Annotated in this window: 11 protein-coding genes; all 11 read right to left on the bottom strand. The window is 48.9% G+C overall.

Annotated elements, in window-relative coordinates; all coding sequences use genetic code 11:
- Positions 1 to 167: 167 nt before the first annotated feature.
- Positions 168 to 1,019 carry a bifunctional 5,10-methylenetetrahydrofolate dehydrogenase/5,10-methenyltetrahydrofolate cyclohydrolase gene (locus DWX00_RS04715; RefSeq protein WP_022461835.1) on the bottom strand — a complete coding sequence of 284 codons (852 nt, stop codon included), beginning with the start codon at positions 1,017 to 1,019 and terminating at the stop codon, positions 168 to 170.
- Positions 1,020 to 1,106: 87 nt separating this feature from the next.
- The gene (locus DWX00_RS04710) at positions 1,107 to 1,739 is read right to left on the bottom strand and encodes a cyclodeaminase/cyclohydrolase family protein (RefSeq protein ID WP_055226446.1); all 633 of its coding nucleotides are present in this window, start codon (positions 1,737 to 1,739) and stop codon (positions 1,107 to 1,109) included.
- A 61-nt stretch (positions 1,740 to 1,800) separates the two neighbouring features.
- On the bottom strand, positions 1,801 to 2,472 hold the full coding sequence (locus tag DWX00_RS04705; protein WP_117760358.1) for a DUF3786 domain-containing protein: 672 nt from the start codon (positions 2,470 to 2,472) through the stop codon (positions 1,801 to 1,803).
- Positions 2,473 to 2,514: 42 nt separating this feature from the next.
- Positions 2,515 to 4,440, bottom strand: coding sequence for a corrinoid activation/regeneration protein AcsV (gene acsV, locus DWX00_RS04700; RefSeq protein ID WP_118594727.1), 1,926 nt, complete (start codon positions 4,438 to 4,440; stop codon positions 2,515 to 2,517).
- A 133-nt stretch (positions 4,441 to 4,573) separates the two neighbouring features.
- Entirely contained in the window at positions 4,574 to 5,359 is a 786-nt protein-coding gene (acsE, locus tag DWX00_RS04695; protein WP_022462424.1) for a carbon monoxide dehydrogenase/acetyl-CoA synthase methytransferase subunit, read from the bottom strand.
- A 95-nt stretch (positions 5,360 to 5,454) separates the two neighbouring features.
- A complete protein-coding gene (acsC, locus tag DWX00_RS04690; RefSeq protein WP_117509045.1) occupies positions 5,455 to 6,810 on the bottom strand; it encodes an acetyl-CoA decarbonylase/synthase complex subunit gamma in 1,356 nt (451 codons plus the stop codon).
- A 37-nt stretch (positions 6,811 to 6,847) separates the two neighbouring features.
- Positions 6,848 to 7,789, bottom strand: a complete 942-nt coding sequence (gene acsD, locus DWX00_RS04685) for an acetyl-CoA decarbonylase/synthase complex subunit delta (RefSeq protein WP_117509163.1) — start codon at positions 7,787 to 7,789, stop codon at positions 6,848 to 6,850.
- Positions 7,790 to 8,088: 299 nt separating this feature from the next.
- Positions 8,089 to 10,218 carry an acetyl-CoA decarbonylase/synthase complex subunit alpha/beta gene (gene acsB, locus DWX00_RS04675; RefSeq protein WP_022462427.1) on the bottom strand — a complete coding sequence of 710 codons (2,130 nt, stop codon included), beginning with the start codon at positions 10,216 to 10,218 and terminating at the stop codon, positions 8,089 to 8,091.
- 15 nt (positions 10,219 to 10,233) lie between these two features.
- The gene (locus tag DWX00_RS04670) at positions 10,234 to 11,022 is read right to left on the bottom strand and encodes an ATP-binding protein (protein ID WP_022462428.1); all 789 of its coding nucleotides are present in this window, start codon (positions 11,020 to 11,022) and stop codon (positions 10,234 to 10,236) included.
- Positions 11,023 to 11,084: 62 nt separating this feature from the next.
- Positions 11,085 to 12,977: an anaerobic carbon-monoxide dehydrogenase catalytic subunit gene (gene cooS, locus DWX00_RS04665; RefSeq protein ID WP_055226451.1), complete on the bottom strand. Its 1,893-nt coding sequence runs from the start codon at positions 12,975 to 12,977 to the stop codon at positions 11,085 to 11,087.
- Positions 12,978 to 13,103: 126 nt separating this feature from the next.
- Entirely contained in the window at positions 13,104 to 13,874 is a 771-nt protein-coding gene (locus DWX00_RS04660; RefSeq protein ID WP_022462430.1) for an ATP-binding protein, read from the bottom strand.
- Positions 13,875 to 13,885: the final 11 nt, after the last annotated feature.

The following is a 13,885-nucleotide window of genomic DNA, read 5'->3' as shown; positions in this document are numbered from 1 at the left end:
TGTTGTCCCCCTTTTGATCTTTGTTGCTATGTACTGTTATATTCTATGAGCCGGCCCCCTCTCCTATCACCAAAACTGCACTGCCGCGCATGCAAAAAAGGCACCGCCGCCCTTTTTTCGGACGCACAGTGCCTTTTTTCTGTCACATTCTTATCTTCAGCCTATGATCAGCTGTTTTTTCTCATGGCAGCCTCTACCACATGGCCGACCAAAACAGATGTGGTAACGGATCCTACACCGCCTGGAACCGGTGTGATTGCCTCAACGATCGGCTCAGCTTTTGCGTATGCAACGTCTCCGCAGAGTTTTCCTTCTTCGTTTACGTTGATTCCGACATCAATAACGGTCTGGCCTGCACGCAGGTAAGTATCATCTACAACACCTGCACGGCCTGCTGCTACGATCACGATATCTGCCTCTTTAACTACAGACGGCATGTCTTTCGTTCTGGTATGGCAGATGGTTACGGTTGCGTTTTTCTTTAACAGCATCATGGCTGCCGGTTTTCCTACAACGAGGCTGCGGCCTACGACAACGGCTTTTTTACCGGTGCAGTCGATGCCGTAGTGGTCGAGGATCTCCATGCAGGCCTGCGGAGTACATGGCGGGAAGCCCTGTTTTGTTCCGGCGAATACGCCTACCATGGAACCGTCTGTGATACCGTCTACGTCCTTCTCCGGGGAGAGTGCTTTGATGACTGCTGCCTCATCGAGATGTTTCGGAAGCGGACGGAAAATCAGAACGCCGTGGATGGAATCGTCTTTGTTTACTTTATCGATGGTAGCCATCAGCTCTTCCTGGGTAACGTCTGCCGGGAGAAGGAATTTCTCGTATGCAACGCCTAAGGTCTCACAGCGTTTGGTTGCTCCTCTTTCGTAGGAAAGGTCATCCTCTCTCTCTCCGACACGGATGATTCCGAGAGTCGGTTTTACTCCTTTTGCTTCCAGCTCTGCTACATTTGCTTTGATCTTCTCATTTAATGCTGCTGTTACTTCTTTTCCTAATAACTGTTTTGCCATTTTTTTATCCTCCGCTTTTCTTTTCGGTCAAAGAGAACTCCTTTTGCAACCCGCTTGCTGCCGGGAAGCTTCTCTGGCCGTTTGTTTTCAGGCTTTCAGTCTTCCCAGTACGTTCTGGAAAATTTCGTCTGCTTTTACGGTATAAACCGCAAGCATCTCATCGCATTTTTTGTTCAGCTCTTCTGCGTATTCCCGGTTTTTCATGGATTTGGTGTTGATGTATACGTTCAGGGAAGCGCCCTCTAAGGCAGCCTTGCAGAACGCTGCGCCAACGCCCGCATCGCTGATTGCGAGTGCGGAACCTTTTGCTGCAAATTCCACGATCAGATCGATCGCTTCACAGCATTTTTCCATGATTTCCATCGGCACGGAGCAGGCGTCCTTCAGCACGATTTCCATAACTCTTGCTTTTTCTGCCTTCTCCTCTTCTGTCTCACGCGGCATGCCGTATGCTTTGGAGAGCGGCTCAAATACTTCCGCATCGCGCTCGATCAGGTGAAGCAGTTCGTCCTGAAGCGTGGTTGCTTTCGCCATCAGCTCTTTCATTTCCTCTTCGACATCCGCGTATTTCTTTTTACCTACTGTCAGCGCACCAACCATGTTGCCAAGCGCTGTGCCGACAGCGCCAACCAGTGCAGAAGCTCCGCCACCGCCCGGAACCGGTGCTTTGGAACCGAGCACTTCTACAAACTCATTGCAAGGTACTGTTGAAAATCCCATGTTATTTTCCTCCGCTTATTTTTTTCGATCCAGAAGCCATCCTGATGGCCTCAAACCATAACTATTTTGCAGCCAGAGCCTTCAGCATATCAATTGTGACATCTCCCACAACCGCCATATCCTCTCCCTGCGTAAATGCAGCCGGGAAATTGTCCGAAAAGAGGATCTGCGCGGACGGCGGAAACTCATCATCTCCTGCCCATAAAATCAGTCGTACAAAAAGCCCTTTCATAAACTCCAGCTCATATCCGACATCACCGGATGAAATCGCCTGAGCGCCGACACGTTCCATGATCTCACGGAATGCATCCAGCTTTCCGCCAAAGCCAAAGGCCAGACGGAACAGGCATCTTCCCTGGAACTGCTTAAAATAAACCTCTCCCCACGGAATCTCCCGGTATGTCAGGAATTTTCCGGTGGATGGGGCAGCTCCGCCCTCGGTCAGATAGCGCAGCACCAGAATTTTTGCATTCGGCTTCTCCTCGAGCGGATACCAGCCGATCACCGGACCGTCTGTGCCGTCATCTCCAAGATGCTGCACGCGGTACTCCGGCCAGGAAATCCGGTAGGAAACACCCATCAGGGATACCGTAAACTCGTGTTTTTCGGCGTCATACGGTACATTACACCGGCTGGAAATCTCCGCCGGATCCGCGTTCTGGTATACTTCCAGGTAATGTTCATAGGGAATCCGTTCTTTGCTGTCTTTTTCGTAATTCAAGTCTACTGCCATGTGAATCCAATTCCTCTCAAAAAAAGGTTCTCACTTCCGTTTTTATACTTCTACAGACGGGAACATCGCTGTGTCCGTGTGCGGCAGGAAGCAGGCCGCTACAAATTCATCCATATACGTCGGTACGGTCGAGAGCTCCAGATACGTCATGTTCCGGGCAACCTCGTACGTCTTCTTCTCTGCCGCTGTCGATAAGAGCATCGAATACGCGCCGGTCAGGGAAGAGTTGCCGATGTAATGGAATTTTTCCAGCGGGATGTCCGGGAACATACCGATGGTAACGGCATTTTTCATGTTGATGCCGCTTCCGATACCGCCCGCTACGTAAACCTCCTCGATCATGGAAACATCCATATCCAGATAGTTCAGCATCGTACGGATCGCTGAGAAAATCGCGCCTTTGGCGCGGATAAAGTTGTCGATATCGACCTCGGTAATCTCAACATCGCGGACACTTCCAGCCTCCTCCTCAAACGCAATGACATAGCTTCCCATGCCATATTTGTCGTGGCGGATCCGTTTTCCCTCACGGATAAATTTACCCTTCGGATTGACCATCTTCGCGCGGAACAGCGCCGCAATCACATCAATGATACCGGAACCGCAAAGGCCGATCGGTTTCGTTCCCTCATCTCCGATAACATGGTACGAAGGTTCCATCGTCTCCGGATCGATCGTACATTTTTCAATCGCACCGTCGGTCGCACGCATGCCACAGCTGATATCGCCGCCCTCAAAGGCCGGTCCGGCCGAGCAGGCACAGCTTACCATAAAGTCAGAGTTTCCAAATGCAAGCTCGCCATTGGTACCAAGGTCAATAAAAAGACTCATCTCCGGCCGGTTCCAGATCATGCTGACCAACGCGCCGGCAGTAATATCTCCGCCCACATAGCTTCCGATATTCGGTGCCAGAATGATATGGGCGTCCGGATGAATTGCAAGATTGACGTCCGATGCAAACAGTGAGTTTGTCTTAAAGAAGGCCGGAATATACGGCTCCATCCGAAGCGGATCTGCATTGATGCCCATCATCAGATGCTCCATGGTAGTGTTTCCGGCAATCGCCGCACGGTAAATCTGCTGACTGCTGATTTTCGCTGCGCGGCACATGTTGGAAATCATCGGGTTTAAGGTTTCTTTGATGATTGCATTCTGCAGTCTTTCATGGCCTCCCGGTTTCTGGGATTCAATGATACGGTTGATAACATCCGCACCATACCGGATCTGTCCGTTTCCGGAAGAGGCTTTTGCCAGGATTTCTCCGCTCAGCATATCCACGATCAGTGCAGAAACTGTCGTTGTTCCAATGTCGACAACGAGACCGCCGACAACTGCTTTTGCTTCCATTGGAAGCATATCGTATAAAAAGACGTCATTTGGCGTAACCCGGACGACACACTGTGCCTGAAAATGGGATTCCCGAAGGACATCCGGCATTTTTTTCAGTACAGAGTACGGAATCCGTACCCGGTCAAGCCCCGTCGCTGCCTGTACAGCCCAGGTTACTCTCTCGTTATCCGGCATCGTATCATCCAGAGTAGGCTCTTCCATTGAGATTTTGATCACCTGCATGCTGTTTTTCAGCTCCAGGCCGGCGTCTGTAATTTTCTTTTTCGTATCTTCAAAAATTGCAATTTCACTCGGTGAACTAAGGTCTGCCACTTTCATGCGGCTCCGGTAAGCGGATGCAATGTCCGGCACTTCCACTTCAACATCGCCTTTGACGGTGCTGACGCACGCCAGTCTCCAGCCATTCTGATATTCTTCCTCAGAAATATGGCGGGTTATTTTGGAATCCAGCTCACCGCTCACAAGACGAACGCGGCATTTACCGCACGATGCGTTTCCGGAACACGGTGCATCGATCGGCACATTGCTCTTCTGCGCTACTTCAAGAAGGCGCTCACCCTCGGTTGCGTAGGTGACTACCGGTTCTCCTTCTTCAAATCGAAAGGTTACTTTTGCCATAATCTGTAAATCCCCCAGTCGTATATATTCTCCGCTGTTTTTTTCCGCTTTTAGATAGAAAAACCCCTGATGGTGCCTCAGGTTTTCGCAAACGCTGCGGCACCATCAGGGGAAAACCTGCGAGATTTAAAGATTAAAGCTCCAGATAAGAATCTGCATACAGAGTGTTGCCTTTGAATACGTCACAGGATTTAATGGTCTCCATCAGTCTCAGGTCATTCGGGTTAACGATGGCGCTGGTCAGACCCTGCATCATAGCCATAGCTACAAGTGCGGAATCCATGATCGGACGGATGTTTTTCGGCATACCGTTGGAGTTGTTGGAAAGTCCGCCGGTAGAATTCAGTCCCATATCACTGAACATCTTGATGCACTCAAGAACTTCCATCTGTTTGTCCTGCATTCCTTTTACAACCAGGAACAGCGGGTCAAACCACAGATCTGTCGGCTCCATGCCATGCTCCATACCTCTTTCCAGAAGGGTCTGGCAGTACATCATACGCTCGTCGTTATCTTTTGCAATTCCTTCACCGTTGCAAAGTGCAATAACGATTGCATCGTTTGCAGCTGCAAGGTCAACGTACTCGATTCTTCCTGCAGCATCTGCAGAGTTTACGATCGGTTTTCCTTTGGAACGGTTGTATACAGAGATACCAGCCTCAATTGCTTTTTTGTTGGATGTATCCAGAGCCAGCGGAACATTGTCAAAATTGCTCTGCAGCAGCTCAACAGCCCATTTCATGATGTCCTCTCCATCATTCTCAGCCGGTCCGATGTTTACATCAAGGTAAACGGCACCAGCATCCAGCTGCTGTTTTGCTCTCTTTAAAATTGGCTCTTCATCTCTTGCTGCGAATGCTTTGTTTACAGTAGGAGCTGTAACAGAAAGTCTTTCGCCGATGGTTACAAATTTTGCCATATCTCTTCTCCTTTTCTTTTTGGGAATCCCCCATAATTATTTTTTTCACGGAAGGAACTCCGCTTGTCTGGAGTTCCTCCCGGAATTTTTATGTATTACAGTTCTCCGTTTGCCTGCAGATCTTTCATGAATTTCACAAGCTGAACTGCCTCAAGCGGAGCAACGATTACTTCCCATCCAGGAAGTTTGGACTCAATGTCGCCCTTTAATACGGCTACTTTACCAGGAATGATAACTTTTCTGGATTTTACTTTATCTTCTACATTCTCTTTGAAGAATTTGGAGATAGAGTTACCGGAGAATTTACCTGCCGCCCAGGATGTCAGTACAGAAAGTCCGCCGGCGTCGTTGATTACAAGGTTTACCGGAACTCCGGATCTCTCGAGCTCTCCGGATACCAGGAAATAGGTCAGAGCAAAGTCTACTGTGGTCAGGCAGATCGAATTTTCATCTGCGCCGTTCAGCGGGTAGATGCCCGGCTCTACTTTCATCGGTTTCTGCGGATCGGTAAATACGTTCTGGCGAAGTCCGAATACCGGAAGTGCCTCTGCGTATCCCATTTCCTCAAGAACAATAATGGAACCGTATTTCATGGTGAACAGGGAAAGCAGTGCCTGCTGCATATATCTGTCGCCCTGTGCAATTTTTGCCAGATTTACAATAGACGGATAACCAAAGGTACGGTCTGTATCCTTTAAGGATGCACGTCTTACCTGTACGGTAGTAGCAAAGGTCTCTTTGATGGTCGCTTCTGTGGTATCAAGAACAAGGTTCTTGTTGCCGAGTTTCTCGATTGCTTCTACGGTGTCGTGAAGCTCATCAATGTTTGCGCCACTTACGCCGAGAACAACGCCTGCCTCTGTGGCAAGTTTGCTCATCTCTTCATAATTGGATGCATTTGCACCATTCAGGATCGGTTTGCCTGCTTTGCATACTTCCAGAGCAGCTTTTGCAGCTTCTGCGTCCTCACAGCCAAGTACCAGAACTTTTCCGGTTGCTGCTGCTTTCGTTACAAGAGATACGTATTTGTCTACGCCATTTCCGGCATAGTTTACATACAGCATCTCTGCGCACATACGCTCACCGATACGGTCGTAATCAACTTTTTTGTCTTCTTCCAGTTTTGCGTCGATCTCTTCGTCAGACATGCAGCTGCAGAGAGATACCGCATAACGGGTTTTGCTTACAAATGTTTTCTCATGACGATAGAGGACCGTCTCTCCGCCAAGAGTGTACTCACTGTCGCCGGTTCCGACTTTGATCGTCTTCATTGGCGGTGCGGTAGCTTCGGAAAGCTGTGCCATAGCGTCGTCAGACATATATGGGCACGCTGAAATATCCATAGCGCCCTGTGCAACCTTCATGGAGAATGCCATACAGGTCGGACATCCGCACTCTTTACAGTTTTTCTTTGGGGTCATTTTAAAAATCTGAATACCTGATAATGCCATAATTCTTTATCCTCCTAATCTCTTCCTTACGTACTGATTACATCAGTTCCTGAATCATTTTGGAAATGGTTGCAACAGACTGTGGATGTTTGAGGATAACTGCATCAGAACCAGAAGCCAGAGATGCGGCTGCTGTCTGAATCTCCATAGAGATTCCTCGTACTTCCTGATTTCCCCATTCCGGAGATTCCTCTTCTGTTGCCATTGCCTCTTTTACATTCCATGTCTCAGAAGCGATTGGAGTAATAATTGGCATCTGCAGCATTTTATCGTCCTGGGATAATGCTGCTGCTTTGATACGGTCCAGTGTAGATACTACGTACTCATATCCGTATCCGACTGCTGCAGAACCTACGTTCATAACAATGCTGTCCGCGCTGACACCAAGCTGGGTCATAACAACATTCAGCTGTTTTGCAAGGTTGATATCTACAGCGGACTCAGCGCCGACTTTCTGGCTGTATGCCAGACCTGCGGCTGCACCAACTGCCTTGTAATCTTCTTCTCTTGCGGACATAACAAGAACGTTTCTTCCCTGAAGGACCTCTGCTACTTTTGTGAGCAGTTCGGAATCCTTCTCAACGTTTTTACATCCTTCTACAACAAGCGGCACGTCAACGGCATCAGCAACCTCTTTGACTGTCTCAATGAGTTCTTCTACCGATTTGTTCAGACCGTTCGGGTCTCCGCCTGCCAGACGAAGGCAGAGGAAATCTGCACCTTCCATAGCTGCTGCTTTTTTTGCAATCTCGCCCATGGTAGCTGCACCTTCATAGTATGCTTTTACGCTTTCCGGTTCTCCTTCCATACCAAGGTCTGTGATTTCAACGCCAACCTTCGGTCCGTTTTTGATTTCACCGTCGAAAGCATAGAATGGTAATACGTTTTCTCCGCCAAGAGTTACGGTTTTGTCTCCGCTGCCGATTACAACGGATTTAATTGCTGCATTAAACTTTTGTGGTTTGCGATTAAACGGCATAAAAAAAGCCTCCTTAAAAATAAATTCCATACAGGCATATCTCCATGATTCCGCTTCATGGACACACCTGTTATTATTTTAACGTTTTTTCCCGGAGAATGCAAGATTTACCAGGATATTTTCCAAGATTTTCTGACAAAAAGTATCCGTTTTCTCTTCGTCAGCCGTTTTTTTTTCCAGAAAATCACTTTACAGCTGCCGGCATGTGCCGGAAAGGGCTTCCTCCTCCGCTTTGGAATCCCCTCCCAAGCCATGCCGGTCTGCTTATTCTTTCACAGGATAAGCCTGTAAAATACGAATTACATCATTGGATCCATGCCAAGTGCCGGATGACCTTTCTCGGTCAGGAATGCAACCAGTGTCTCCGGATCTTCTGCGATGGTCTCGTCACCGATCATATCGGTAAAGTTGTCGATACCGTACAGCTCTTTTGCTGTCTCATTCAGTTTCTCTGCAACCTGCTCTTTCAGCTCTTTCGGCATCCATACGATACGGGCAACACCGCCTTCTGCTTTCATAAACTTCTTGGAAGCGATAAAGTGTTTGCCGTGTCCCATGAATCCAGGAGTCTGAACACCGCCGCCTGTCATGGAAGCCAGCTCGGAGAAGGTCATTCCCAGAGGAGTCATGCCTGCGTACTCACGGTTTGCGATGCAGACACCGTTGGAGAATGGTTCGATACCACAGATACACTCGAAGCATCCGCAGGATGTCATTGGTTTTTCCATGATGGAGTACAGGGATACGTCATCAAGAGCACCCTGGGAAAGCTTACGAACAGCCTCGTTAACATCCTCATACTCACCGATTCTCTCATCGATTACTTTTTCTTTTGTGATAACCTGGCAAGGTCCGTTCGGATCCAGCTCGTTGGTAGCTTTTGCATCCAGCCATGAAACAGCACCGCAAAGTCCGAGACGCTCTGGTGTAACAACACATACATGGCTCGGGGAGAATGCCTGGCACATGATACAGCTGTAGTATACCGGTACGGATTCATCTGTCATGGTAGACAGACGCTCATCACGTTTGTCGAATACTGGAATTGCAATTTCGTGACGGATCTTGGTACAGTCTTCCGGATTGGTGTAGATCTTAACCTGGCATTTGTCAACAACAGCCTCGAACTCGTTCTTCACCTGTGCGTACAGAACTTCTCCGAAGTGTTTTGCACGGAAGCCTGCGTTGAAAGCTTCTTTGCTGACACGGATACGGATCATATCACGCTGTCCGGTATGCATCACACCTTCGATGCAGTTCAGGTAGCTGTGGAATTTACGCTCAAATACAGGCTCGAAATCCGGCTGCATGCTCTTTCCGGCAACCTCAACAACGTATGCAATGCTGTGCTTGGAACCTACTTCGAACTCGTCGATGTCCGGTCCGATCAGCTCGATCTTGTGATCTTCTACTTCGGAAGCATCTTTTGTCTGAACCAGCTCGCAGCAGTCTACGCGGGAACCGTCAAACTCAACCTGCATATCACCACGGCGGATGATTTCACCCTCGAATGCAGATGCGAATGCAACCGGGATATCAATGTTGGTGATTTTGATCTTGATGTCGCGTGCTTCCAGAGAAGTTGCATTGAATTTGGAAACGTCCTTCTGGATAATAAGGCTCTTCGGAATAGCCGGAACGTCTTTGTCATCGTTTGTGATAACCGGAAAGCCAAGTGCAATTGCACCAGCGCCGCATGCAACGATCACATCATCCAGAGGAGCAAAAGCATTTACGAATGCCGGTACACGGTCTTTGGTGTAGGTCATCAGTGCGCCTGCATCGCCTGCAGTTACGTTACCGAAGATCAGGGCTGCACGGATTGCTACGGATACAGCATGGATAACAGATGTTACGTCTTTTCCAAGCGGGATGACACGTACGTTTGCGCCGGTCTTGTATCCCAGTTCCTGACACTGATCAATGATTCCGCCAACCAGTGTTACAAGAATACCCTGTGCCTGATAGCTCTTAACCAGATCCACGCCTTCCTGTGCAGTCGGAGCGCTTCCAAGGATAACAGCTACGCCCGGGATATCGCCTGTTACAAGCGGCACACCAAGCTCACGGATGATGGCATCGCTTAAATGGCCGTAGCACGGCTCATCATATGGTTTTGCACCGTCGATGTATTTAATTGCCTCGATGAACTCTGCGCAGAGTGCAGTTGCAACACCGGACATAAATACATCATTCAGCTGATTTTCTCTTGTCATCAGAGATTTTACCACGCCAAGAGCCTCTTTCATCTCTTTTAAGTTGGTAACCTTTACTCCTGTTACAGCATAGTAACACGGAAGTGCGTAAGCAGTGTCCGGGAAGCTGACTGCTTTTTCCTCTCCGTTTGCTGCGATTGCGGCATCAACGGCAGCTTCGGTAAGACCGTATACTGCATCATTTCCGCCAAATACTCTCTCGAATAATGTCATGTGTTTTTCCTCCTATCACACTTTTTCCATGCCAGGCATGTTTGACTTATCGATTTTTGTTTTTATTTTCCGTATCTCTTCTACTGCAGCCGCGCTGTAATCATATGGAGACGAACCTTCCCTGTCCGCTTCCATAATTTCCGGGTTGTAGTGGACCATGCCCAGAAGATCCTCCGGGGGGATACGGTCCTGTATGAATGCCTCATCTTTTTCGTCGCGTACTTTGTTTGCCACGACATGAACCTGATGAACGCCAAGCTCTTCGGCCAGACGTTTGACATTCTTATAGGTCTGAATACTTCTTGCACCCGGCTCGATGACTACGATGAACATATCCATGCCCTCTGTGGTTCCTCTTCCCAGATGCTCAAGGCCTGCTTCCATGTCGAGGATGACAACATCCCCTCTGTGAAGGACCAGGCTGTTGATGATTCTCCGCAGCATCACATGCTCCGGGCAGACACAGCCGCTTCCGGCCGTCTCCACGGTGCCGAGTGTCAGGAGTTTGACTCCGTTGTACTCTTTGCTGTATTTATCGGGGATATCACTTACTCTCGGATTTATCTTGTAAAACCGGTTGTCTGCACTTGCCTCGGTGCGCTCTTCGATCAGTTTTCTCATTTTGGTAATCGGAACGATCGAATCGAGGATTTCTTCCGGAAATCCAAGCGCAAGGCCCAGATTGGCATCCGGATCGACATCTGCAGCCAGAACCGGATGGCCTTCTTCTGCATAAAGTCTTGCAAGGGTCGCTGCGATGGTTGTTTTTCCTACGCCACCCTTTCCAGTTACTGCTATTTTCATTTTACACCTTTTCACTTCAAAAAGGGCGGTCTCTTTTTACGTCAGGGACCGCCCTGTCCTTTTTATACGCCGAGTGCGGCACGTTTCTCTTCGATTCGTGCGAGCATTGCATCGCCCAGCTTGTCGATGTCTTTTTCTACTGTGTAAGCTGCCTCAACCCAGTCGCGGACACCGTTGGTCAGAAGTCCTGTTACCTCAGTGGATCCGGATACGTACGGCTCTACGCCAAGGTAAGTATCGATACCGGTTGCTACAACATAGTTTCCGATGGAAACTGCTTTCTCAGACATCCACTCCGGAGCACATCCGACAACCGGAAGCTGGGAAATATTGACATTACCGATTTTAGCAAGTTCTGCTACAAGAACCATCATACGGGAGATATCAACGCAGGATCCCATGTGGAGTACCGGCGGGATATCAGCCAGCTCGCAGACACGTTTCAGACCTGCACCGCAGAGATCTTTAGCACGTTTGTCCATCAGACCTGCTCTTGCTGCTGCCTGTGCAGAGCATCCGGAAGCAACGATGATAACGTCGTGCGCGATCAGCTTCTTCATCAGCTCGATGTGAGCGGTGTCCGGACGGACTTTCGGGTTGTTGCATCCTACCATGGCAACTGCACCGCGGATAACGCCGGATGCCACACACTGCCACAGCGGCATCAGAGTTCCGGTCTGGTCAACCTGGGAATTGGTTACTTTATCCAGAGTCTTGATGATGGACTCAAAAGAGTATCCAACGGTTGCTTTCTGCTTCATATGCGGGATATGTACCAGCTCCGGTTTCCGGTTTTTAAAGTTTTCAATTGCCATTTTTACGATGGCTTTTGCATTCTCACCTGCTGTTTTTGCGTTGAAACGAATGTATTCTGCATCCGGCATCTGCGCAATCGGGCTGGTGGTAACGAATTTAGTATGGAAACATTTGCTTAAAGGTCCAAGGGCCGGGAAAATACACTGTACGTCAACAACGATGGCCTCGCAGGCACCGGTCAGTACCACGTTTTCCTGCTGCAGGAAGTTACCTGCCATCGGCACGCCGCGGCGCATTGCTACTTCATTGGAAGTACAGCAGACACCTGCCACGTTGATTCCCTTTGCTCCCATTTCTTTTGCATATGCGATCATCTCCGGATCGTCTGCGTATTCGCAGATCATCTCGGAAAGTGACGGATCATGGCCATGAACGATGATATTTACTTCATCTTCTTTCATAACACCAAGGTTTGCCTCGGTTTCGATCGGCTTTGGAGTTCCGAACAGTACGTCAGAGAACTCGGTACCCATCATGGAGCCGCCCCATCCATCGGAAAGTCCGGAACGAAGGGACTGGCGAACGAGTGCTTCCGGAAGGGAAGAACATCCCATATGAGTCATATGAAGAGAACATGCAACCTCACGGTCAATCGCACGCGGTGCGATTTCTTCTCTCTCCCAGATATCCTGTGTATGCTGCGGAGCACGTTTCAGGAATCTCTGTGTTCCGAACGGTTTACCATACTCTAAAAGAGCCAGCTCGGACATCTCATGTGCCAGATCGTAAATATCTTTTCCTTCTGTCTCTACGCCCCACTCTTTTGCGATACGGATCAGTTTCTCCGGATCTTTTACTTTGTAGTTTCCGTTTGGATCAGCCTCATGCAGTGTGTGGCAGATCTCACGGCCATGATCGGAATGTGTTGCGGAACCGCCTGCTGTAAAGCGCAGGAAGTTACGTCCTACAATACCGTGTACATCGCATCCGCAGATTCCTCTCGGTGCCTTTGGTGTAATACGGCAAGGTCCCATCGTACAGATACGGCAGCAGGTTCCCTGCTCACCGAATTTACAGTGCGGGGTCTGGTTTTTTACACGAAACTGCCATGCGTCAGCGCCAACCTTTGCACCATTTTCCAGGAGCTCATTCGTGGCCTGTTCGAATTCTTCTACGCTTGTTAATTTGAATTCGCTCATCTTGTCCTCCTCAAGATTGTATTTTAATATTTTTATGGTAAAAACATCCTCCCATGGGGGATATTTTACTTTTGAAATATCCCTCCGTCTGCAGCGTGTACAAAGCGGAGGGCAGATTCTCTGTTTTTATAAATCAAGGTTTTCTACGATTTTCTTTAATGCCGCGCGTACCGGAGAGTCTTCCGGCAGACGTACGGTTGGTTTTCCGTCACAGTCATATTCATAAACCTGATCATCGTGCGGAACAACGCCAAGGAGAGTTAATCCCTGTTTTTCAATTTCCTCACGGGTTCCCTCATTTAACACGCCATTCGGCGCACGGTTTACGATCAGTCCTACCTGCTTCGGCTTCATATCGCATTCTTTGATCAGCTCCGCGATTCTCGCAGCGGCCTGTACTCCTCTTCTTGAGCAGTCACTGACCAAAATAGCTGTATCCATTCCCGGAAGTATACCACGGCTGATATGCTCCATGCCTGCCTCGTTATCCACAACCATGAAGGGGTAATTCGGATACAGCTTTGCAAGCTGATTCTGCAGAAGTCCATTGACGAAGCAGTAGCAGCCTTTTCCCTGTGTTCTTCCCATCACAAGCAGGTCAAAATCATCTTCCTCAGTCAGAGCGCCTGCAAATTTAAATTCCGCATAATCTGCCTTGCTCATACCTGCCGGAATCGGGTTTTTGGATGCCATCTCTGCACGGGCAATCTCCTCCCGGATATCTCCAAGGGTAGCTTCTACTTCTACACCGAGTACCTCATTCAGGTTTGAGTTTGCGTCCGCATCAACTGCAAGAACAGGACCTTTTCCTGACTCGCAGAGATACTGGATCAGCAAGCCGCATAATGTTGTTTTTCCAACGCCGCCTTTTCCGGCGACAGCTATTACGTGTGCCATAAAAATCGGAT

Source organism: Blautia sp. AF17-9LB, assembly GCF_003479185.1.
GTDB lineage: Bacteria > Bacillota > Clostridia > Lachnospirales > Lachnospiraceae > Fusicatenibacter > Fusicatenibacter saccharivorans.
This window is presented reverse-complemented; position numbering and strand designations above follow the sequence as displayed.